Consider the following 21,970-nt stretch of genomic DNA (forward strand, 5'->3'; position numbering starts at 1 on the left):
CTAACAGTGTTAGGGAACGTCGGGTACCGTACTACACTGAGCCGCGTGGGCAGCGAGAGAAAGCCGCGTGACCAGCGAAAAGACCGGCAGGGCGAGGTGCGGAGCATCTGGGTGCGGCCCAGGCGGACCTCGTCGCGCGGCGAGCCGCCGCTGACGCGTGCGCGGATCGGGACGGCCGCCGTCGCGCTGCTGGACGAGGACGGCATCGACCGGCTCACCATGCGCCGCCTCGCCGACCGGCTCGCGGTCGTCGCGCCCTCCCTGTACTGGCACGTCGACACCAAGGACGACGTCATCGACCTCGCGGTCGACGCGATCTTCGGCGAGGCCGAGCCGGCGGCGGGTGTCCCGCCCGGCGGGACGCCGGCCGGGGCGGGGGACTGGCGCGACGACGTCGCCGCGGTGCTCGGCACCTGGCGCGCCGTGCTGCTGCGCCACCCCTGGGCCGCCGCCGTCCCGGCCCGCCGCCGGCCGAGCATCGGCCCCCACTTCCTCGCCCGCATGGAGATGCTCCAGGCCACGCTCGTACGGGCCGGCTTCACCGGCCGCGACCTCCTCGCCGCCACCTGGGCGCTGCACAACCACGTCCTCGGCTCCGCCTCGACCCAGGTGGCGCTGGACGTCACCGCCGCGGAGCGCGACCTCGCGCAGGAGCGGGTGCGCGCGGACGGCGACCGCTACCCGACGCTCGCCGCCAGCGACTACCTCCGCGACGACGACTGGAACGGCACCTTCGCGGCGGGACTCGGCTTCATCCTCGACGGCCTGGCGGCCCGGCTCGCGCGGGCCGCGGCCGAGAGCCGCGCGTAGGGGTTCGCGGTGCTGTTCAAGCGGGAGGTGCTGGACCGCGTGGTCGCCGGGGAGGTGGACCTCGCGTTCCGCAACTGGCTGCGCCCGCAGGCCGCTTCCGGCGGCTCGCTGCGTACGGACGCGGGCGTGGTGGCGTTCGACGCGGTCGAGCCCGTCGCCCCCGAGGACATCACCGACGCCGACGCCCGCCGCGCCGGCTTCGCCGGCCGCCCGGAGCTGCTGGCGAGCCTGCGCCCCGGCGCCGGCCGGCGCACCTACCGCCTCACCCTGCGCTACGCCGGCGCCGACCCCCGGGCCGGCCTGCGCGCCGCCGGTGACCTGCCGGACGGGGAGCTGGCCGAGGCCGCCGACCGGCTCGCCCGCATCGACGCCCGCAGCCGCCGCGGCCCCTGGACCGCCGACGCGCTCGCGCTGCTCGCCGAGCGCCCCGGCGTCCGCGCCGCCGACCTCGCCGCGAGCGCCGGCCGCGAAACGGCCCGCTTCAAGGCCGACGTACGCCGGCTGAAGGACCTCGGCCTCACCGAGAGTCTGGAGACCGGCTACCGCCTCTCCCCACGCGGCCGCCAGGTGCTCGCGTACGTCACGTCCCACCGCTGAGCGACGACCGGGGCTGCGGGGTCTGCTGTCGGCGTAGCGATGCTGTGCCACCGCGGAATCGGTGCTTGGCTGCGGGGATGGACATTCTCGTGCTGGGCGGTACGGCCTGGGTGGGCCGGGAAGTGGCGCGGCTGGCGCTCGCGCGGGGGCACCGGGTGACGTGCCTCGCGCGCGGTGAGAGCGGCGGGGCGGCGGAGGGCGCGGAGCTGGTGGTGGCCGACCGCCGGGATCCGGATGCGTACGACGCGCTGCCCGCCCGTACCCCCGACCGCCCCTGGGACGCCGTGGTCGAGGTGTCGTGGCAGCCCGGCTTCGTCCGCGGCGGGCTCGCCGCGCTCGCCGACCGCGCACGGCACTGGACCTACGTCTCCTCCGGCAACGTCTACGCCGACCACCACGAGCCCGGCGCCGACGAGTCCGCGCCGCTGATGGAGCCCACCGAGCGCGACGAGGTCGACCGCGACCTGTACGGCGAGGCCAAGTCCGCCTGCGAGCAGGCCACCCGGGAGGCGGTCGGCGACCGGCTCGTCATCGCCCGCGCCGGCCTCATCGGCGGCCCCGGCGACCACACGGGCCGTACCGGCTACTGGGTCGCCCGCGCCGCCCGCGACCCCGAGGGCACCATGCTCGTCCCCACGGGACCGCGGTTGTCGACGCAGGTCGTGGACGTACGGGACCTCACCGCCTGGATGCTCGACAACGCCGAGTCCGGCGCCACCGGCACGTACGACACGGTGGGCCCCACCCTCCCGCTGGCGGAGTGGATCCGGCTCTCCCGCGAGGTCGGCGGGCACACCGGGCCGGTGGCGGAAGCCGGGTCCGCGTGGCTGCGCGGGCAGGGCGTGGAGCAGTTCATGGGGGCCGAGTCGCTGGCGATGTGGCTGGACGAGCCGGGCTGGGAGGGCTTCACGTCCCGCAGCGGCGCCGCCGCGGTGGCGGCGGGGCTGACGCACCGGCCGCGGACCGAGCTGCTGGCGGACACCCTGGCGTGGGAGCGGGAGCAGGGCCTCGACCGGCCGCGGCGCGCGGGGCTGAGCCCGGAGCGGGAGCGCGAGCTGCTGGCGGCGCTGGCGGCGGCGGAGTGACGCGGCCCAAGAAGTGACGCAGCGCGAAGTGGCGTGGCGCGCGAAGAGCTGGGGACAGCGAAAGACCGGCACGGTGCGCTCCGCCCAGCCGGGCGCACCGTGCCGGCCGTCCTTCGGCCGGTCCCTTCTCGACGGACCGGTCCCTTCAGCCGGTTCGGGTCATCTCTGCCGTACGCTCACGCGGTCCTACGACGTCGTGAACGTGAAGGCGTCGATGTCGAGCAGGTTCCCCTGCCCCGTCGGACCCGCGAACCGCAGGTAGAGCGTCGTCGAGCCCGCCGGCGCCGCGTTCAGCGAGGCGGTGACGTTCTGGTAGTTCTCCCAGCCGCCGGTCGGCGGGACGGTCAGGGTGCCCAGGACGCTGCCGGTCGGCGAGCCCGTACGGACCTCGATCGTGCCGCCGGGACCGCCGGAGGCGACCCGCGCGCTGATGCCGGTCACGTTGTCCAGCGCGTACGGCTCGAACGACACCCAGTCGCCGTTGTCCGTGAACCCGACCGTGGAGCCGCCCTCCGCACCGCCGTGCCCGGCGATCTGGATGCCGGACATCTCGTCGAAGTGCTCGGCCTGCCGGTGCCGCGGCTGGAGGGTGCGGGTGCTGGTGCCGGTCAGGCCGCCGGAGTCGGTGTACTCGGCGGTGAAGACCCCGTACAGGTTGGCGCCGGCGTCGTGCTCGCCGTCCTCCGGCACGTTGAGCGTGCCGCTGCACCCGGTCGCCGAGGTGATCTCGTGCGTGTGGCTGTCGTGGCCCAGCGAGTACGTGACCTCGACCTTCGAGCAGTCGATGTCACCGTCCTCCGGGTCGCTGGCGGTCACGGTGAACGGCACGTTGTCGCCGAAGGAGAACAGCCGCCCGTCGCCCGGCGTCTGGAGCGTCACGTTCGGCGCGGTGTTGCCGGCCGTCACGACCAGGCTGGCGGTGCCCGTCAGGCCCTCGGGGTCGGTGACGGTCAGCGTCGGGGTGAAGGTGCCCGCGCCGGTGTACGTGTGCGAGGGGTTCGCCTGGTCCGAGGTGCCGCCGTCGCCGAAGTCCCAGTGGTAGGTGAGCGCCCCGCCCTCCGGGTCGGTGCTGCCCGCCGAGCTGAACTCCACCGTCAGCGGCGTGCCGCCGGACGTGACGTCCGCGGACGCCTGGGCGACCGGGTTGCGGTTGGAGCCGGCGAGGTACTCGATGCGGTACAGCGCCTGGTTGCCGCCGCCGGAGCCGTAGTCGAGGACGTACAGCGCGCCGTCCGGGCCGAAGTCGGTGTCGATGATCTGCGTGCCGTCCCAGGGGAAGTCCTCGATCAGCCCGGGGGAGCCGTCCTGGCCGACCTCGATGGCCTTGATCCACTGCCGGCCCAGCTCGGCCGCGAAGTAGCGGCCGTCCAGGGACTCGGGGAACTTCACGTCCGAGTCCAGGTTCGGGTCGTAGCGGTAGACCTCGCCGCCCATCGGGGACTCCGAGCCGCCGCCGAACTCCGGCGGGCTGCCGGCGTCGCCGCCGTAGCGGATCCAGGCGGGCTTGGCCGCGGGGAGCTTGTCCTGGCCGGTGTTGTGCGGGGAGTTGTTCACGGGGCCGCCGGCGCAGTCGTACTTCGCGCCCGAGGGGCCGTTGGGGAACGTGTACTCGTTGTACGTCTCCGCCGAGGTGTTCGTGCCCGTGCAGTACGGCCAGCCGTAGTTGCCGGGGCTGGTGATGCGGTTGAACTCGACCTGGCCGCTGGGCCCGCGGTTCGGGTCGCTGCCGCCGGCGTCCGGGCCGTAGTCGCCGAGGTAGACGGCGCCGGTCTCGCGGTCGACGGACATCCGGAACGGGTTGCGGAAGCCCATCGCGTAGATCTCGGGGCGGGTCTGCGGGGTGCCGGGGGCGAAGAGGTTCCCGGAGGGGACGGTGTAGCCGTCGGCGGTGGGCTTGATCCGCAGCACCTTGCCGCGCAGGTCGTTGGTGTTGCCGGAGGAGCGCTGGGCGTCGAACTGCGGGTTGGTGTCGGCCCGCTCGTCGATCGGGGAGTAGCCGCTGGAGGCGAAGGGGTTGGTGTCGTCGCCCGTCGTCAGGTACAGGTTGCCCTGGGCGTCGAAGTCGATGTCGCCGCCGACGTGGCAGCACTGGCCGCGGTCGTTGGGCACTTCGAGGATGACCTGCTCGCTGCCCATGTCCAGCGTGTTGTCCGCCTTGAGCGTGAACCGGGAGAGGTTCAGGTGGCCCTTCCAGGGCTCGAAGTCGGCGGGGCTGCCGGTGGCGGGCGCGTCGCCGGGCGGGGTGTTGAGGGTGGGCGAGTAGTACAGGTAGATCTGCCGGTTGGTGGCGAAACCGGGGTCTGCGGCGACGCCCTGGAGGCCCTCTTCGTCGTGGCTGTAGACGTTGAGCTTCCCGGCGGTCTTGGTGTTGCCGGCGGCGTCGGTGTACCGGACCGTGCCGTCGCGCGCCGTGTGCACGACCGAGCGGTCCGGGAGCACGGCGAGCGACATGGCCTCGCCCATCTCGGCCCCGCCGGAGGCCAGTTGGACGTGCTGGTAGTCGCCGGGGGGTATGTCGGCCGCGTCGCCCGCGGCGGGGCTGCCGGTGGCGACCGCGCCGCCGCCGAGCACGAGCGCGAGGACGGCCAGCAGCCGCAGGGAGCGGCCGGGTCTGTGCACCGTTCTCGGCCGTGACCGGCGGTGGGGGGTGCGTCTCATGGGGGTTCCTTCCTGGTACGTCGTGAGGGGTGACGGTTCGTACGGGTTACAGGGCCCGAAGGGCCGTCCCGCCGCGCAGCCTCGGGGTGAACGCGGCATGGAAGATCGTGGAGGCGGCGCCCACCGCGGCGGCCTCGGGGCCGAGCACCGACCGCTCGACGTCGACGTGCCGCAGGCGGCGCGCGGTGGGGAAGTCGTTGACCATCTCGCCGATGTGGGACAGGTACAGCGGGGCCGCCGGGTCGGTGAAGAACGGACCGCCGAGGACGACGAGGTCGATGTCGAGCAGGTCCACCAGGCTCGTGGTGCCCTGCCCGACGGCCCGCGCCAGGTGCCGTACGGCGGCGGTGGCGGCCGGGTCGCCGGCCGCGGCGGCCTCGGTGACGGCGCGGTAGCCGGCGGTGCTGCCGGCCAGGGCGGCGTCCAGCGGGAAGCCGTGCCGGGCGGCGAGCCGGGCCAGCCCCAGCGGCGGGTTGCACTCGGGCAGCACCTCGGGCCGCCCGCCGGGCTCGGTGCGGCCGAGCGCGACGGCGCACAACTGCCCGAACTCGCCGGCGTTGGCGCTGGTGCCGCGGTGCAGGTCGCCGTTGAGGTAGAGGCCGGAGCCCACGCCCGTACCGAGGTAGACGTACGCGAAGTCGCGGGCGCGCCGGTCGCGGCCGATCCACCGTTCGCCCGCCGCCGCCGCGGTCGCGTCCTTCTCCATGATCAGCGGGCACTGGAAGTGGTCCTTGAGGAGGTACAGCAGCGGCAGGTCCGTCCACCCCGACATCAGCGGCGGGTCGAGCACCGTGCCGGAGTCGGTGTCCACGGGCCCGGGGACGGCCACGCCGATGCCGAGGAACCCCCCGGGGCGTACCGCGCCGCGGGCGTCGGCCAGCACGCCGCGGCCGAGCTGGGCCACCTGCTTGACCAGCACGTCGGGGTCGGCGGTGGGGTGGGCGGGCCGGGTGCGCTCGGCGACGATCGTGCCGTCCAGGTCGATGACGACGGCGGTGAAGACCTCCGGGTCGACGTGGATGCCGACGGCGTGCGCCGCCTCGCCGCGCAGCCGCACGGGCGTGCGCGGCTTGCCGGAGGTCGCCTGGCGGCGGTTCTCCTCGACGAGGATGCCGCGGGCCAGCAGCGAGCGGGCGATCCGGGACACGGACTGCTGGGTCAGGCCGGTGCGGTGGGCGATCTCGCCGCGGGTGACGGTGCCGGCGAGGCGTACGGCCTCGATGACGACGCACTCGTTGAACGAGCCGAGGTCGATGTGGTTCGCGCCGCCGGCGGACTCCCGCCGCCCCGCCGCGCCCCCGCCCGCGCCGTCGCGGCGGACGCGGGGGCGGGGCGGGGCGGCGTGGCTGGCTATCGACTCGCGGAGCCACTGGAGCGGTTCGCCCGACGGGCGCTGGGCGTACGCCTCGACGGCGCCGGCGAGGTCGAGGTAGACGCGGCGGGAGGACTCGGGGTGGCGGGAGCTGTCGAGGGCGACGAGGGCGCGGAGGTAGCTGCGCCAGGTGCAGGTGGCGGGGATGCGGTGGAGGGTGGCGGGGGGAGAGGCTTCGGGGCGGATGGCGGGGGGCTGCGGCTGGGGCCGGGCCGCGGGGGAGGCGGGCCGGCCGGACGGCCGGGCGGTGGGCCGGGAGGCCGGCCGCAGGGCCGGCTGCGGGGTCGGCTGCCGGGTCGGGCGGGAGGCCGGTGGGAGGGGCTGGGGACCGCCGGCGGGGGAGGCCGGCCGGGCGGTCGGGCGGTCGGCGGGGCGGCCGGCCGGCGCGGTGGGGCGGCTGGTCGGTGCCGTGGGTGCGGGGGCCGCGTGCGGGTGGTCCCGGGTGTCGTCCGCCGTCCAGAGCGTCAGCGCGTACAGCTCGATACGCGGATGCCGCCTGCGGGCCTTGGTGAGGAACGCGGCGAGCGCGCGGTGCGGCGCCGGCGGGCGGCTGCCGACGACGGCGCCGGGCAGGGCGTCGCAGGCCCGGTCGAGCCCGGCGAGCACGTCGGCGCCGACGGCGCTGCCGGCGGGCCGCGGCTGCGCGGCGGAGCCGGTACGGGCGCCGGTGAGGAGCACGGCACCGTGGGCGTCGGCGTAGAGCCCGACGACCCAGATGTCGGAGCCGGGCAGCGGCGGGTCGGCGGGCGGGTGGTCGGACCAGCGGCGCCGGATGGCGGCCACGGTGGCGTGGGACAGGCCCAGTTCGCGGCCCACGGTCCGGGAGGCGGCGGCGCCGTCGCTGGCGAGGAGCGTACGGGCGATGACCTCCGCCTCGTCGACGGTGGCCGGCCGGCCGGGCCGGCCGCGGTGCCGCAGCCCGGCGATCCCCTCGTCCGCCCACTTGTGCCGCCAGGTGCCGACGGTCTGCCGCGAGACGCCCAGCCGCCGGGCGATGTCGGTGTCCCGCATGCCCTGCCCCGCCAACAGCACGATCCGGGCCCGCAGTTCGAGCGCCCCGCCCTCCGCCGCCCACTGGCGCAGCAGCCCGGTGTCCTCGGCGGAGGGCCGGGAGACGGGCAGTGCGGCGGGCAATGCGGCAGCGGTGGCGGTCGCCTGCTGGTGGGGGTGCATGGCGTGGCCTTCCTGTCCAGCTCGTGTCGCACATGTAAAACCACGTGTGTTATTAAGTCAACGCCCCGGTATCTCCTTTTAGTTGCTGGTCCGAAAAGGGTGCTGGTGAATTGTCAGGCGAAATAAAAGACGCCGAGCGCAATGCTGGAAAATAACTGCCTGACAATGGATGCCGCCCGTCCGGGAATGCCCGAACGGGCGGCGCGCAAGGCCGCGGGCCGGCTACCCGGGCAGCCGCCCGGCCCTCGGGGACCCGGGCCCGCGGCGCACATCGCGGGCCCGGGCGGCGTACGGCCGGTCAGTCGCCGAAGGTGTACGTCTGGCCCGCCACCGCGTCGATGACCTGCTCGCCGCCGGGGAGGAGGCTGCTGCGCAGGGTGAGTTGGCGGGTGCGGCTCGCGTGCAGGGCGATGCGGGTGGCACGGCCGCCGGACCAGGTGACGTCGAGGGTCGCGCCGCCGCGGGCGCGCAGCCCGGTCACCGAGCCGGCGGGCCAGGCGCCCGGCAGGGCGGGCAGGACCTCGATGGGCCCGTGCTGGCTCTGGAGGAGCATTTCCGCGATGCCGGAGGTGGCGCCGAAGTTGCCGTCGATCTGGAACGGCGGGTGGGTGTCCCACAGGTTGGGCAGCGTGGAGGACTTGAGCTGTTCGCTGAGCATCTTGTGCGCGTGGTTGCCGTCGGTCAGCCGCGCCCAGAAGTTGATCTTCCAGGCTTTGCTCCAGCCCGTCCCGCCGTCACCGCGCGCCGTCAGCGACACCTTCGCCGCCTCCGCCCACTGGCTGCCGACCTCGATCTGCCGACCGGGGTGGAGGCCGAAGAGGTGGGAGACGTGCCGGTGGTCGTTGTTCTGGTCGTCCAGGTCCGCCTTCCACTCCTGCAACTGCCCCCACGAGCCGATCCGCAGACCGGGGTCCAGGTCGGCGAGGGTGTCCTGAAGGCGCGTACGGAAGTCGGGGCTGTCGCCGAGGGTCTGCGCGGCCTCCAGCGTGTTGGTCAGCAGGTCGTACACGATCTGCTGGGACATGGAGCAGCCCGCCGTGAAGTTGCCCTGCTCGGGCGAGTAGCTGGGGGTGACGACGAGCTTGCCGTCGCGCGGGTCGGTGCGCAGGTTGGCGAGCCAGAACTCGCTGGCCTCCTTCATCACCGGGTACGCGGTGTTGCGCAGGTAGTCCGTCGAGCCGTCGAAGAGGTAGTGCTCGTACATCTGCTGCGTCAGCCAGGCGGCGGCCTCCGGGAACCAGAAGGACGACGCCCAGTTGTGCACGCCCGTGAAGCCGTACGGGTTGGTCTCGTTGTGGACGACCCAGCCGCCGGACTCGTAGATCTCCTGCGCCGAGACCCGGCCGGGGGCGCGCAGGGCGTCCACGAAGTCGTCGTACGGGCCGGTGGTCTCGGCGAGGTTGGTGACCTCGGCCGGCCAGTAGTTCATCTGGAGGTTGATGTTGACGTGGTAGTCGGCGCTCCACGGCGGGTTGGTGACGTTGTTCCACACGCCCTGGAGGTTCGCCGGCGTCGACCCGGCGCGGGAGGAGGCGATCAGCAGGTAACGCCCGTACTGGAAGAACAGCGCCTCCAGCGCCCGGTCGGCCCCCGAGCCGGACCCGTAGCCGGCGAGCTGCCGGTCCGTGGTCTGCGCCGGCTGTTGCTGGCCGATGTCGAGCGCGACGCGGTCGAACAGCCCGCGGTGGTCCGCGACATGCCGCTCCCGCAGCGTGCCGTGGCCCGCCTGCACGGCCTGGTCGACGGCGCCGGTGACGCGGTCGTGCGGGTCGGCGCCGCGGTAGTCGGGGTACGTGTCGGCGTAGTCGGTGCCCGCCGAGAGCACGAACCAGGCGCTGTTCGCGCCGTTCACCGTCAGGCTGCCGTTCCCGGCGGACACGCTGCCGCCGTCGGACAGCAGCCGTATCTGCGCCTCGAAGACCAGGCCGTTGTCCTGGAGCGTGCCGCGGATCGTCAGCCGGTCGCCGCTCGCGCTCGCCTGGAAGTCGTTGCGCGGCGAGGTGTAGCGCAGGGTGAACGAGACCCGCCCCGGCTGGCTCGCCGTCAGCCGGCCGACGACCACCGAGTCCGGGTACGAGACGAAGTACTCGCGGCGGTGGTCAGCCCCCTCGTGCGCGTACGCCACGGCGGCCACGCCCTCGGCGATGTCGAGGTCGCGCCAGTACGAACCGTCGGGGCCGCCGGGCGCCGACGGGTGGTCGAGCAGCAGCTCGCCGAGGATCTGGTACGCGCCGAAGCCCTGCTTGCCCTGGCCGAGCTGCTGCGCGACGGTCTCGGGGCTGAGCTGCCCCTCGGCGTCGAGCCGGTCCTGCACGGCCTCCAGCGCGCCCGGCCGCGGCTCGCGCCAGTTGCCGAAGTCGTAGCCGCCGGCGCCGGGGCCGCCGGTCCACAGCGTCTTCTCGTTGAGCGTCAGCTTCTCGGAGCCGAGCGTGCCGAACACGCCGACGCCCAGGGCCCCGTTGCCCAGCGGCAGCGACTCGCGCTCCCAGTCGGCGGCGGGCTTGTCGTACCACAGGCGCCAGGCGTCGCCCGGGTCGGCCGCCGCGCGGCGGGCGGCGTACGCCAGGGCGGGGGTGCCCAGCGTCAGCGCGCCCGCGGCGGCGAGCGCGGTCTTCACGGTGGCTCTGCGGGTGATGTCTCCGGTCATGTTCCCTCACCTCGGAGGTCGTCGTCGTCCGTACGACGGAAGGACTCGGGTGGTGCGGGCGCCGGGCCGCGGCGTCGGGGCACGGGCGCGCGGGCAGGGGCGCCCGCCGGGCCCGCCCGCGGAGCGGCGGAACGGGCGGGTCCGGCGGGGCGCTCTCAGGGCTGCGGCGACGTGGGACGGTCCGGGGTGAGGGCGAGTTCGCCCTTGAGCATCCGGCCACCGTCGGCGGTCAGCCGCAGGTAGTAGTCCGAGGAGCACGACGTGCCGTCCTCGTCCAGCGCGCGGATGCCCGAGCCGGCCGGCACCTGGGCCGCGGTCTCCGCGGTCTTGGCGATCTGGTTGGCCTCGTTGTACTCGTCGAACATGGAGATGTAGAAGCCCGCGACGTCCAGCCGGGTCAGGTTGTAGAACTGCCGCCACATCAGGTCGCCGTGCGCGCGGTGCCCGCTCTGGAGGTCGCCGGGGATGACGCAGGGCTGGTAGTCGATGCCGTGCGCGTCGCAGTCGGCCTTGTCGGGGCCGTTGACGTTGGCGTAGAAGTGGTCGGCGCCGCCGACGTCGGAGATCCGGCCGACCATCCACGGCGAGATCATGTGGAAGGCGTGGTAGACGTCGAGGAACCCCGGGCGGGAGTCGGACTGCCCGGTGCGCCAGTGCGTGGGCACGCCGCCGATGACGTAGCAGCCCTGGTCCTTGAACCAGTTGACGACGTCGAGGCAGGGCGCGGGCTCGAAGGGGCGGCCGTCGTCGTTGAAGCCGAAGCCCCAGATGCACACGACGGGCTTGCCGTTCTGCACGGCGTACGCGCCGGACGACGTGTACGCGCTCATCTTCGTCGTCCAGTCCTCCTTGATCTGGGACTGCATCTGCGTCCAGGAGGTGACGTCGTACATGATGTAGAACTTGCGGCCGTGCTTCTCGGCCGCCGCGCGCACCTTCTCGGCCATGCCGTCGCGGGTCGCGCCCTCGCCGCCGAAGGGGTTGAAGCGCTGGAGGGCGGCGGTGTCGCAGTTGTTCTCGGCCATCCAGCGGAAGTGCGTGTCGACCGTCTGGTCGTCCCAGGAGGAGAACAGGGTGGCCTGGCCGCCGCCGTTGAGATCCTGGTAGGCGGTGGGGTACGTGGCGTCGTACTCCCGCATGTCCGGCCACGACGCGATGGTCGTGTTGTCCGGGGACGGCGGCCGGCTCATGTCGCGGCTCCAGTGCCACCACCCGTTGATGGGCGCGCCGTCGCCGGGGCAGGCGAACCAGCCCTGGTAGCCGACGGTGACCTTGCCGACCACGTCGCCGACGGGGCTCGCGGCCGGCTTCGCGCCGGGCTGCGCTCCGAGCGCGGGCTCCTCGGCGGCGCCGGCGAACCGGGTGGAGAACACGCCGCCGGCCGCGGCGGAGGCGGCGGCGCCGGAGATGATGAGTTTTCGTCTGGAGATCGTCACGAGGGCTTTCCTCACGGTCGGGCCTGCGGTGGGGGAATTCCCGGCGGCGGCGAAAGGTGCCGCGCCAAGGGACGCGAGCCGTAACGTAGTCGGGCCTCCGGCGCCGTAGCAATAGGTCCGACCAATTGAATTCGATTTCTCAACTCCTTTACGTGTCAGGCAGTTTATTTTACGAAAGCGGGCCTTCCGGAATGCGCCGGAATTGGGTGCCGCCGGCGCCCGGGCCGGCTCAGTCCACGACCTTGATCTTCTTCATGGTCGGCTGCGAGATCACCCGCGCGACCCCCGGGATGCCGATGATCTTTCCGGTCTGGAACTTCTCGTACGCCGCGTAGTCCGCGACCAGCACCCGCAGGAAGTAGTCCGGCGTGCCGAAGACCCGCCGGAACTCCACCACCTCGTCGTACGCGCCGATCGTCGCCTCCAGTCCGGCGAGGGTTTCGAGGTCGCTCACCGACACCTCGATCGAGACGATCACCTCAAGCCCCCGCCCGGCCGCCTCCTCGTCCACCCGCGCCCGGTAGCCGGTGATGATCCCGGCCTCCTCCAGCCGCTTCACCCGCCGCAGGCACGGCGGCGGCGTCAGACCGACGCGGCGGGCCAGCTCGACGTTCGTCAGCCGGCCGTCCCGCTGGAGCTGACGCAAAATTTCACGATCAAGCTCGTCTACTTTCACTTCATTGCGCATCTGGCCACCTTAGCGCCACAATCCGTAACCATATGAGCCGCGGATCTTTCTAGAATTGACCCATGGTGACGGAGCACACGGGGCGCGCCGGGCACGGGCTGCGCTCCGACCTCTCCCGGGCGCTCGCCGACTCCGGTTCGGTCGGACTCGGCGCCTTCCCCATGGGCGTGGCGTTCGGCGTCCTCGTCGTCCACTCGGGCCTGGACTGGTGGTGGGCGAGCGTCTTCTCGGCCCTGATCTACGCCGGTTCGCTGGAGTTCCTCTTCCTCGGCCTGGTGCTGGCCGCGGCGCCCCTGGGACAGATCGCGCTGACCGCGTTCACCGTCAACTTCCGGCACGTCTTCTACGCCCTGTCCTTCCCGCTGCACCGCGTCCGGGGCCGCGCGGCCAAGGCGTACAGCACCTTCGCGCTCTCCGACGAGGCGTACGCCGTGACCGCGAACGGTGCCGCGCAGTCCTACCCGTCACGCCGCGTGCTCTGGCTCCAGGTCTTCATCCACCTGTACTGGGCCGGCGGCGCCACCGCCGGCGCGCTCCTCGGCGCCGCCGTCCCCGCCGGGGTGCGGGGCCTGGACTTCGCCGTCACCGCGCTGTTCACCGTGCTGGCCCTCGACGCGCTGCGCGACCGGCCCGGGCCCGCCGTGCCCGCGCTGGCGCTCGGCTGCGCGCTCGCCGGCCGCCTCGCGGTGCCGGGCGGGCAGCTCTTCGCCGCGTTCCTGCTGTTCGCCGCGGCTCTGCTGGCCCGCCACGCCCTCGTACGGCGCCGGGAGGCGGGCGCGCGTGCCTGACACCCCCGCCGCCGGCTACCTGCTCGCCGCCGTCGCGGTCGCCGTCGCCGTCACCTGGGCGCTGCGCGCCCTGCCGTTCGCCGCGCTGGCGCCGCTGCGCTCCAGCCCGCTCGTGGCGTACCTCGGCGCGGCGATGCCGGTGGGCGTGATGGTGATCCTCGCCGCCTACACCCTGCGCCACCTCACGCCGCGCGACCCCGGGGCGGCGTGGCCGACGCTGCTCGCGCTGGCCGCCACCGTGGCCGTACACCTGTGGCGGCGCAATGTCCTGCTGTCGATACTCGGCGGCACGGCCGTGCATGTCGTGCTCGCCAGCGCGGTCTTCGCCTCCTGAAGCCCTCCGGCCGAAACCCTCCGACCTCTGCGCCCGTGTTGTACGGGTGAGTGAGGAATTCTTCCGTAAGAAGTGGAGAGCTCCCGACTCCCGGGAAAGGAAAGGGCTTTGTGAGAGGGGCCCCGCGCACGGCGCGGCCCGGCGGACGCATCCGCCGGGCCGCGAGGGTGCGCGCGGGTCAGCCGCGGGCGAGCCGTGCGGCGCGGGTCACCCAGGGGCGACCCGTGCCGCGCGGGTCAGTCGCAGGTGACCTTCGCGTCCGCCCAGTCACCGTGGTCGTAGCTGATGCCGTCGCCGCCGTCCGCCACCTCCAGGGTGAGGACGTCGACCCCGGTCACGTCCGCCGTCACCGGTTGCGCGCCGTCCGTGCCGCGCAGGGTGCCGGTGGCCGCCAGCTCCGTGTCGTCGCCCAGGACCCGGAAGCTCACCGAGCCGCGGTCGCCGACCTCGTCGTCCACGCCGGCCTGCGCGGCGAAGGACGTGCACGCGCCGCCGAGGTAGACCGTCACGCGGGACGGCGCGTGCGCGCCGAGGCCCTTGGCGTACGTCGTGCCGCCGATGGTCAGCGGCGCGCCGTCGCCGGCGCCGTCGTCACCGACGCTGGTGTCGACCTCGACCGGGCCCCAGCCGTTCGTCGCGGTGAGCAGGTGCAGGTCGCCGACGTGCGCCTCGCCGCTCGGCACCGGCGGGGCGACCAGCACCCGCACGGCCTGCTCGACGTGCACCGGCGGCGCCGACGCACGGGCCCCCGGCGCGCGGTACTCCGCGACGACGGGCACGTCCACGTACCCCGGCTCCGCCGACTCCGGCACCCGCACCGTCCACCTGCCCGACAGCGCCTGCCCCGGCCGCAGCGCCGGCCGCGCCACGTCGTCGCCCGCCGCCGTCCAGCCGGCCCGCGGCCGGGCGCCGAGGGAGACCTGCCGCAGCGTCGCGGACTCCCCGCCGGCGGCGGCGAAGCGGCCGGTGACCTCGATCTCGTCGCCGGGCTGCGCGGTGGCCGTCCTCGGGGTGAGCGCGAGCGCGGTCGCCGGCGTCGTACGTACCGGCTGATCGCACGTCGTCCGCCCGCGCTCGGCGGCGCAGACCAGCGCCACGAACCCGCCGTTCTCCGCCACCGGCACCGTCAGCCGCGCGTCGCCGTCGACCCTGCGGGTCTCGCGGGCCAGCCCGTCCGCGCCGTCCGTCACCAGCTCCACCAGCAGCCGGTCGTCGTCGTCCGCGCCGAGCCGGCCGAGGTCCACCTCGGCGTCCCCGGCCGCGCCCGCGTGGATGCCGCCGACGAACCACCGGTCGCCGGCGCGCCGCGCCAGCACCGCGTCGTCGCCGGGCCGCCCGCCGAGGTAGCGGGTCTCGTCCCACACCGTGGGCAGTTGGTCGAGCACGCGCTCCGCGACGGGCAGCGTGGCGTACGTCTCCGGGCTGTCCGCGGGGTGCTGGAGCCCGGACTCGTACACGACGGGCAGCGCCAGCTCGTGCGCGTCGCTGTGCGTCCTGTTGGTCATGGAGAACGTGCCCGGCGTGACGTCGGCGGAGCCGACGACGTTCCGGGTGAACGGCAGCATGGTGTTGTACGTGGGCGTGAGCGGCTGGTCGAAGGAGTAGTACTCGTGCCCGCGCACCGCCTCGTACGTCATCAGGTGCGGCCAGGTGCGCTGGAGGCCCTTGGGCAGCGTCGCGCCGTGGAAGTTGACGAGCAGCCGGTGCTCGGCGGTGGCGGCGAGCACGTCCTCGTACCAGGCGTGCCTGCCGACGCCCTCGGGCTCGCCCTCGCCGGAGTTCATGAAGTCGACCTTGACGCCCTTGACGCCCCAGTCGTTCAGCTCGCCGAAGACGGTGTCCATCTCCTCCGGGGTGTCGACCTCCCACCAGCGGAACCACAGCAGGATGTCGACGCCCTTGCCGCGCGCGTACCGCACCAGCTCCGGCACCCACTCGCGGCTCCAGCCCTCGTCGACCAGCGTGTACTCCCAGCCGTGCGCGGCGGCGTAGTCGACGTAGTCCTTCTGCCGCTCGAAGTCCCGCGGGCTGTCGTGCTCGACCAGCCAGGACCAGGAGACGGTGCCGGGGCGGATCCAGGAGGTGTCGGAGAACTCCGCGTCCGGCGCGAGGTCGCTGACGAGCGTCGACTCCGTGACCGTCGCCAGGTCGCCGACGATCGCGGTACGCCACGGGGTCGCCAGCTCGCCGGGCGAGACGACCTCGGCCTCGGCGAGCGCGACGTCGTACGCGCCGCCGCCCGCCGCGTGCGCGAGCTTGCTGCCGGGGTACGTGGAGTCCATGCCGGACTCGGTGAGCAGCACGTATTCGGCGTCGGCGTCGGCGTCGGTGGAGGCGGCGGCGTCGTTGGAGTCGGCGGAGGCGGCGGCGAGCTCGAAGAGCGCGGGGTAGCCGTAGTCGCCGGCCGGGGCGCCGCCGGCGGTGGTCTCGCTCCGTACCTCCTCGTACCAGGAAGTGTGTGGAAGCAGCCAGGCGGGCGCGTCGGCGGGCAGGCGGTAGCCGCTGGCCTCGCCGGTGACGACGGTGCCCGCGGAGTCGGGCAGTTCGTAGCGGAACGCGACGCCGTCGCGCGCGACGCGGACGACGAGGTCCATGCGGACGCCGCCGTCGCCGCGCAGCGCGAAGCGGGACTCCGTCATGGGGGAGTCCACGCGGCGCTGCTTGCCGGTGGTCATCGCGTAGCGCTCGTGGACGCGGCGGTCGTCGCGGCCGAGGAGTTCGAGCCCGCGGGTCAGGTCGGCGCCCTCGGTGCGCAGCCCGAGCGGGGAGTCGGGCAGCACGGGGTCCGCGCCGCGGCGGACGGTCAGGGCCAGGGCGCCGGTGGAGTCGTCGCGTACGACGTCGGCGGCGAGTTGGTCCTTGTCGGCTTGTGGACCGGCCACGGTCCAGACGTCGGAGGTCGCGGCCGCAGGGGTCGGGGAGTCGGGGAGGGGCGTCGCCGCGGCGGGCGACAGCCAGGCGGTGGCCAGGACAGTGAACGCGGTCAGCATGGTGCCGGCCGGCCGCCGTCCCAGCGGGCCGAGAATGGGCACAGGTGCTCCTTACACATCGGATGAGCAGGAGGAACCGATGAACTGACTTGTTGCACTCTGTTGGTTCGCGTCTGGTTGAGTTAATTCTTGTGAGGAAGGGCTGTCAAGAGTCCTCGCCGGGCGCGCCCGACGGGTCCGTCCCTTCGGCGCCACCGGGCCGGTTCTCCTCCACGAGATGGCGGCTGACCTCCGCCGACGTCAGCCCCAGCCCGCCCAGCGTGATCTCGTCCCACGCCTGGAGCCTGCGCGTGCTCCGGTCGAGATAGAGCACAGACGCCGACACCTTCTCCGGCACGTCCTCCTCCACCGCCCGCAGCCCGCCGCCGCCCGCCGAGCCCTCGACCATCAGCCGCGTACCGTCCGGCAGGTCGTGCTGCTTGCGGTGGTGGCGGTGGCCGGCCAGCGCCAGCGGCACGAGGCCGTCGACCTGCTCCAGCGCCACGGGGTTGTGCGCGACGGCCAGATCCGCCGGCCGGCCCCGGTCCCGCAGCCCGGTGAGCGCCGCGGCCAGCCGCTCACCCGCCGCGATCTCCGCCGGGTCGCCGGCCGCGGCGACGGAACGGTCCGGGGTGAACTGCGGATCGCCGATGCCCGCGATCCGTACGCCCGCCACCACCACCGACTCGCCGTCGTCCACGACCCGCGCGTTCTTCTGGGCGGCGACGGCGGCCTGGGTCGTCAGTGAGTCGTGGTTGCCGCGCACCCACACGTACGGGACGCCGAGGGTGGCGATCGGGTCGAGGTAGACGTTCTCGGCGGCCGAGCCGTGGTCCATCGTGTCGCCGGTGTCGATGACCGCGTCCAGCTCGTACTGGTCGACCAGCGAGCGGATGATGCCCCAGGCGGCCGGGTTGAGGTGCATGTCGGAGACGTGCAGGAAGCGGACGGTGGAGGGGTCGGGCCGGTACGCGGGAAGGGTGGAGGCCGCGTCGTACAGCTTGCTGACGTTGGTGACCAGGCGGGCCAGCTCCTGCTGGTACACGTCGAACTCCGCGACGATGCTGCGCGCGTCGCCGATCACGCTGGGCGCGCTGGTCAGCAGCCCGTCGTACTTCGGCTCCAGCACCGACTTGGGGTTCCACGTCGCGAACGCGGTGGCGCCGGAGGCGGCCAGCAGCGCGAGCGCCAGCCCGCCGGCGGCCAGCGCCCGGCGCGGCGTGCGGTACACGGCGAGCCCGAGCGCGGCGGCGCCGACGAGAGCGGCACCGCCGGAGCGTACGCCCAGGTCGAAGGTGCCGCGCCGGATGTCGGCGGCCACCTCCTCCTCCAGCCCGGAGAACTCCTCGGGATGCGCGACGAGCGCCCGGGAGCGGTCGGGATCCAGCCGCTCGACCTCGACGTCGAGGCGCAGCGGCGCGTCATGGCTGTCCATCTCGACGGCACCGAGCGGCGAGACGCTGATCCGGGTGTCCCCGGTCGCGGACGGCGTGAGCGCCATCCGCGTGTCCATCGGCCCGACCGACGTCTCCACCCCGCCGACGACCAGCAGCCCCAGCCCGGCCCCGACGACGGTGACGGCGACGAGCCCGAGCGCGCGGGCGTAGGGGTGGGGGCGGTGGACGAGCGACGACTCGACCCGCGGCCGGCGCGCCCGTCGCCCGCGTGCCCGCCGTGCTGCTTCCGACAGCCGGCGGAGGGCGGCGGGAAGCCGGCGGACACGGGCGGGGGCGCGGCGTAGCCGCTCGAACAGGGCGCGGACGGGGGAGACCGCAAAAGGCACTTCGCGGGCCATTCGCATCGTATGCCCGGTGTGACCCGCCGGTATTCAGTGGCCTGACGCAGAATGGGCCATGTGCTGGACATGTCGAACGAAGAGTTCGAGGGACTGGTCGCGCAGGCGCTCGACCGGATCCCGGCGGAGCTGACCCGGCTGATGGACAACGTCGCGGTCTTCGTCGAACCCGAACCCCCGCCGGACGACCCCGGGCTGCTCGGCCTCTACGAGGGCACGCCGCTGACCGAGCGCGGCGAGTGGTACGCGGGGGTGCTGCCGGACCGGATCACGATCTACCGCGGGCCGACGCTGCGGATGTGCGAGTCGCGGGAGGACGTGGTGGCGGAGACGGAGATCACGGTGGTGCACGAGATCGCCCACCACTTCGGGATCGACGACGAAAGACTGCACGCCCTGGGCTACGGCTGAGGGACCGCGGGGGCGGGGGCCGTGCGGACGGGGCCGTGCGGCGTGGAGGTGCGGCGCGGGTCGTGCGGCGCGGGTCGCTCGGGCGGGTGACCGGGGTCAGGCGGAGGGGAGTTGGGGGGAGGAGCCGCCGGCGCCGGCCGTGCCGCCGCCGGTGCCGCCGTCGTCGGTGGGCGTCGGCGTCGGGCTCGGCGTGGGCGTCGGGGTGGGGGAGGGCACGGAGGGGGTCGGCGTCGGGGTCGTCGGGCGCGGGTGGGGGCGCGGGGTGGTCGGCGCCGGGGCGTCCGGGGTGCCGCCGGTGCCGGCCGCGTCGGAGGGTTCGCCGGTGCCGGGGGACGCCGACGCCGGGTCGCCCGCGCCGCCGCTCTTCCGGCCCGTAGCCGAGGAGTCCTTTCCGTCGCCGTCCCGCTCGCCGGCGGCGCCCGACGCGCCGCCCGCCTCGCCGGTGCCGGTGCCGCCGCCCGCGGTGGACGGTGCGTCGTTGACCCGTACGCCGCCGTCGGGCTCGGTGCCGCTGCGGCCGGAGCCGGGGTCGGGGGCGCCGGGCCGGCCGGTGCCGGAGACGGTCATGCACCCGCCGAGCGCCAGCACCGCCATCGTGGCGGCTGAGATCCGCAGGGCGGCACGGGCTGTCGGCTCAGGCATGGGGAGCCCCTTTCAGGACGCGTCGTACGGCTCAACTCCCCAGCGCCCGCGGAGGACACGGGGCGCGTCGCGGGGCGCACCGACGGGCGCGTACCCGGTGCGCGCGCCCTCGGACACCGCTCCCGGAGCCGTGCCCGCGGAACTGATTTGCCAGCCGGCCCACCGGGTGCGTACTCTGGTAGATCGTTTGATCCCATTTGCCCGGCGCCCCACCGAAGCGCGCCGTGTGTGGCGCGTTCCCTTCCCTGCCGTGGCAGACCGCAAGAGGCGGTCCGTGTGAAGCCGCGGAGTCGTGGCGCGTGCCGACGACTGCGGAAGGCTTTAGCTCGTTCATGTCTGAAATTCCTGTGCTCGACCCTGCCCTCAACGAGGCGGAGACGCCCGAAAACGCCGAGGTCACCGCCGAGACGACGGCCGAGAACACCGCCGAGAACACCGCCGAGACGACCCCCGGCACCGACGCCGACGCCACCCCCGCCGTGCCGACGTTCGGCGACCTCGGCCTGCCCCGCGGGGTCGTGGCCAAGCTCGCGGACTACGGCGTCACCACCCCGTTCCCGATCCAGGCCGCCACCATCCCGGACGCCCTCGCCGGCCGCGACGTCCTCGGCCGCGGCCGTACCGGCTCCGGCAAGACCCTCTCCTTCGGCCTGCCGCTGCTCGCGACCCTCGCCGGCGGCCACACCGACGCCAAGCGCCCCCGCGGTCTGATCCTCACCCCGACGCGCGAGCTGGCCATGCAGGTCGCCGACGCGCTCCAGCCGTACGGCGACCTGCTGCGGCTGTCGATGAAGGTCGTCTGCGGCGGTACGTCCATGGGCCGCCAGATCGGCGCGCTGGAGCGCGGCGTCGACGTGCTCGTCGCCACCCCCGGCCGGCTGCGCGACGTCATCGACCGCGGGGCCTGCTCCCTGGACCGGGTGCAGATCACCGTGCTCGACGAGGCCGACCAGATGGCCGACCTGGGCTTCCTGCCCGAGGTCACCGAGCTGCTCGACCAGGTGCCGCCGGGCGGGCAGCGGATGCTGTTCTCCGCGACGCTGGACAGGGGCGTCGGCACGCTCGTCGAGCGCTACCTCGTCGACCCGGTCAGCCACGAGGTGGACCCGTCGGCGGGCGCGGTGACGACGATGAGCCACCACGTGCTCGTCGTGAAGCCGCGCGACAAGGCGCCGGTCACCGCCGCCATCGCGGCGCGCAAGGGCCGCACCATCGTCTTCGTACGCACCCAGCTCGGCGCCGACCGCGTCGCCGACCAGCTCCGCGACACCGGCGTGCGCGCCGCCGCGCTGCACGGCGGCATGACGCAGGGCGCGCGGACGCACACGCTGGCGGACTTCAAGGACGGCCGGGTGCACGCGCTGGTGGCGACGGACGTCGCCGCGCGCGGCATCCACGTCGACGGCATCGACCTGGTGCTCAACGTCGACCCGGCCGGCGACCACAAGGACTACCTGCACCGCGCGGGCCGCACGGCGCGCGCCGGCGAGTCCGGCACCGTCGTCTCCCTCGCCCTGCCGCACCAGCGCCGCACGGTCTTCCGCCTGCTGGAGGACGCGGCGGTGGACGCCTCGCGGCACATCATCAGCGGCCGTGGCGCGTTCGACCCGGACGTGGCCCGGATCACGGGCGCGCGGTCGATCGACGAGGTGCAGGCCGACTCGGCCGCCCAGGCGGCGACGGCGGCGGAGCGGGACGTGACGCAGTTGGAGGCCCAGCTCGAACGGGCCCGCAAGCACGCGGTGGAGCTGCGCGCGGAGGCCACCCGACTGGCGACGCGCGCCGGCGTGACGCCGGCGCCGGCGCCGGCGACCGAGCAGGCGGAGCCGGAGAACCAGGAGCCGGCCCCGCAGGAGACCCGCTCCGAGGACCGCCCGTACGTCGCACGCACGGACCGCGCGGACCGCCAGGACCGCAGGGAGCAGCGCTTCCGCTCCTTCGACAGGTCGGGCGACACCCGCCGCGAGAACGGCGACTACCAGCGCCGCGACAGCCGGGACAGCCGCGACAACCGGGAACGCCGCGACTACCGAACCGACCGCCGCGACGACCGCTCGTACGGCACCCGCGACGACCGGTCGTACGGCACCCGGGAGCCCCGCTCGTACGACCGCCGCGACACCCGCCGCGACGACCGGGGTACGGGCACCCGCCCCTACGACCGCGGCACCCGCTCCTACCCCCGCCGCGACGACCGCGGCGCCGCCCGCCCGTACGACCGCGACAACCGCCGCCCGTACGAGCGCCGCGACACCGCCGACCGCACCCGCTTCGGCGGCGACCGCCCGGCCGGCCGCGACCGCCACGACAGCCGCCCGTACGGCCACGAGCGCCGCACCCCGGACGACCGCCGCACGGACAAGCCCCGCTGGAAGCGCCAGGACCGCAACAACCGCAAGGGCTGACACCCACCACCGCACGGGCCCCCTCCCCAGGGAGGGGGCCCACACGCGTCCGCGCCCTCTCGCCTGGGAACAAAGGGTAGGCGCGATGTCACAGCGGGTTGTTAGGCTGCGCGGGCGCAACGCCTTGAGGGGCCCCACACCCTCCGCCAGGAGAAATCCC

General features: G+C 74.2%; 15 protein-coding genes. 7 read left to right on the forward strand and 8 right to left on the reverse strand.

Features of this window, described 5'->3' with window-relative positions; translation table 11 throughout:
• The first annotated feature begins 45 nt into the window (after positions 1 to 45).
• From QBL21_RS02415 to QBL21_RS02425, 3 genes are all read left to right on the forward strand, one after another.
• Complete coding sequence (locus tag QBL21_RS02415; RefSeq protein ID WP_407560292.1) at positions 46 to 810, forward strand: TetR/AcrR family transcriptional regulator C-terminal domain-containing protein; 765 nt, start codon at positions 46 to 48, stop codon at positions 808 to 810.
• A 9-nt stretch (positions 811 to 819) separates the two neighbouring features.
• Positions 820 to 1,407, forward strand: a complete 588-nt coding sequence (locus QBL21_RS02420; protein ID WP_407560293.1) for a hypothetical protein — start codon at positions 820 to 822, stop codon at positions 1,405 to 1,407.
• Positions 1,408 to 1,484: 77 nt separating this feature from the next.
• The gene (locus QBL21_RS02425) at positions 1,485 to 2,492 is read left to right on the forward strand and encodes an NAD-dependent epimerase/dehydratase family protein (RefSeq protein ID WP_407560294.1); all 1,008 of its coding nucleotides are present in this window, start codon (positions 1,485 to 1,487) and stop codon (positions 2,490 to 2,492) included.
• 186 nt (positions 2,493 to 2,678) lie between these two features.
• On the opposite strand, the gene QBL21_RS02430 is transcribed toward QBL21_RS02425, so the two are convergent.
• The 5 genes from QBL21_RS02430 to QBL21_RS02450 form a co-directional block, all read right to left on the reverse strand.
• The gene (locus tag QBL21_RS02430; protein ID WP_407560295.1) at positions 2,679 to 5,150 is read right to left on the reverse strand and encodes a PQQ-dependent sugar dehydrogenase; all 2,472 of its coding nucleotides are present in this window, start codon (positions 5,148 to 5,150) and stop codon (positions 2,679 to 2,681) included.
• A gap of 46 nt (positions 5,151 to 5,196) precedes the next feature.
• Positions 5,197 to 7,695 (reverse strand): ROK family protein, encoded by a 2,499-nt coding sequence (locus QBL21_RS02435; protein ID WP_407560296.1) that lies wholly within the window; start codon positions 7,693 to 7,695, stop codon positions 5,197 to 5,199.
• 298 nt (positions 7,696 to 7,993) lie between these two features.
• Positions 7,994 to 10,342: a glycosyl hydrolase family 95 catalytic domain-containing protein gene (locus QBL21_RS02440; protein ID WP_407560297.1), complete on the reverse strand. Its 2,349-nt coding sequence runs from the start codon at positions 10,340 to 10,342 to the stop codon at positions 7,994 to 7,996.
• Between the two features lie 155 nt (positions 10,343 to 10,497).
• Positions 10,498 to 11,778, reverse strand: a complete 1,281-nt coding sequence (locus QBL21_RS02445) for a glycoside hydrolase family 71/99-like protein (RefSeq protein WP_407560298.1) — start codon at positions 11,776 to 11,778, stop codon at positions 10,498 to 10,500.
• Positions 11,779 to 12,007: 229 nt separating this feature from the next.
• Positions 12,008 to 12,466, reverse strand: coding sequence for an Lrp/AsnC family transcriptional regulator (locus QBL21_RS02450; protein ID WP_407560299.1), 459 nt, complete (start codon positions 12,464 to 12,466; stop codon positions 12,008 to 12,010).
• Positions 12,467 to 12,528: 62 nt separating this feature from the next.
• On the opposite strand from QBL21_RS02450, the gene QBL21_RS02455 reads away from it, so the two are divergent.
• A complete protein-coding gene (locus tag QBL21_RS02455; protein ID WP_407560300.1) occupies positions 12,529 to 13,254 on the forward strand; it encodes an AzlC family ABC transporter permease in 726 nt (241 codons plus the stop codon).
• Positions 13,247 to 13,588: a branched-chain amino acid transporter permease gene (locus QBL21_RS02460; protein ID WP_407560301.1), complete on the forward strand. Its 342-nt coding sequence runs from the start codon at positions 13,247 to 13,249 to the stop codon at positions 13,586 to 13,588. The genes QBL21_RS02455 and QBL21_RS02460 overlap by 8 nt, the downstream gene beginning before the upstream one ends.
• 236 nt (positions 13,589 to 13,824) lie before the next feature.
• Here QBL21_RS02460 and QBL21_RS02465 read toward each other — a convergent pair whose 3' ends face one another.
• Positions 13,825 to 16,620: a glycoside hydrolase family 97 catalytic domain-containing protein gene (locus QBL21_RS02465; protein WP_407560302.1), complete on the reverse strand. Its 2,796-nt coding sequence runs from the start codon at positions 16,618 to 16,620 to the stop codon at positions 13,825 to 13,827.
• Between the two features lie 103 nt (positions 16,621 to 16,723).
• Positions 16,724 to 18,352: a metallophosphoesterase gene (locus QBL21_RS02470; protein ID WP_407560303.1), complete on the reverse strand. Its 1,629-nt coding sequence runs from the start codon at positions 18,350 to 18,352 to the stop codon at positions 16,724 to 16,726.
• A gap of 60 nt (positions 18,353 to 18,412) precedes the next feature.
• Here QBL21_RS02470 and QBL21_RS02475 point away from each other — a divergent pair, with 60 nt between their 5' ends.
• Complete coding sequence (locus QBL21_RS02475; protein WP_407560304.1) at positions 18,413 to 18,763, forward strand: metallopeptidase family protein; 351 nt, start codon at positions 18,413 to 18,415, stop codon at positions 18,761 to 18,763.
• Between the two features lie 96 nt (positions 18,764 to 18,859).
• Here the strand turns inward: QBL21_RS02475 and QBL21_RS02480 are convergent, their stop codons facing one another.
• Positions 18,860 to 19,405, reverse strand: a complete 546-nt coding sequence (locus QBL21_RS02480; protein ID WP_407560305.1) for a hypothetical protein — start codon at positions 19,403 to 19,405, stop codon at positions 18,860 to 18,862.
• A 332-nt stretch (positions 19,406 to 19,737) separates the two neighbouring features.
• On the opposite strand from QBL21_RS02480, the gene QBL21_RS02485 reads away from it, so the two are divergent.
• Positions 19,738 to 21,810 (forward strand): DEAD/DEAH box helicase, encoded by a 2,073-nt coding sequence (locus QBL21_RS02485; protein ID WP_407560306.1) that lies wholly within the window; start codon positions 19,738 to 19,740, stop codon positions 21,808 to 21,810.
• The last annotated feature ends 160 nt before the right edge of the window (positions 21,811 to 21,970 follow it).

The organism is Streptomyces sp. 184, from assembly GCF_045781775.1.
Classification (GTDB): domain Bacteria; phylum Actinomycetota; class Actinomycetes; order Streptomycetales; family Streptomycetaceae; genus Streptomyces.

Excerpts from the sequence above, each read along its gene's own strand:
- QBL21_RS02430 (WP_407560295.1), bottom strand. The coding sequence starts at position 5,150 with ATGAGACGCACCCCCCACCGCCGGTCACGGCCGAGAACGGTGCACAGA.
- QBL21_RS02480 (WP_407560305.1), bottom strand. The coding sequence starts at position 19,405 with ATGCCTGAGCCGACAGCCCGTGCCGCCCTGCGGATCTCAGCCGCCACG.
- QBL21_RS02425 (WP_407560294.1), top strand. The coding sequence starts at position 1,485 with ATGGACATTCTCGTGCTGGGCGGTACGGCCTGGGTGGGCCGGGAAGTG.
- QBL21_RS02470 (WP_407560303.1), bottom strand. The coding sequence starts at position 18,352 with ATGGCCCGCGAAGTGCCTTTTGCGGTCTCCCCCGTCCGCGCCCTGTTC.
- QBL21_RS02440 (WP_407560297.1), bottom strand. The coding sequence starts at position 10,342 with ATGACCGGAGACATCACCCGCAGAGCCACCGTGAAGACCGCGCTCGCC.
- QBL21_RS02485 (WP_407560306.1), top strand. The coding sequence starts at position 19,738 with ATGTCTGAAATTCCTGTGCTCGACCCTGCCCTCAACGAGGCGGAGACG.
- QBL21_RS02450 (WP_407560299.1), bottom strand. The coding sequence starts at position 12,466 with ATGCGCAATGAAGTGAAAGTAGACGAGCTTGATCGTGAAATTTTGCGT.
- QBL21_RS02435 (WP_407560296.1), bottom strand. The coding sequence starts at position 7,695 with ATGCACCCCCACCAGCAGGCGACCGCCACCGCTGCCGCATTGCCCGCC.
- QBL21_RS02455 (WP_407560300.1), top strand. The coding sequence starts at position 12,529 with ATGGTGACGGAGCACACGGGGCGCGCCGGGCACGGGCTGCGCTCCGAC.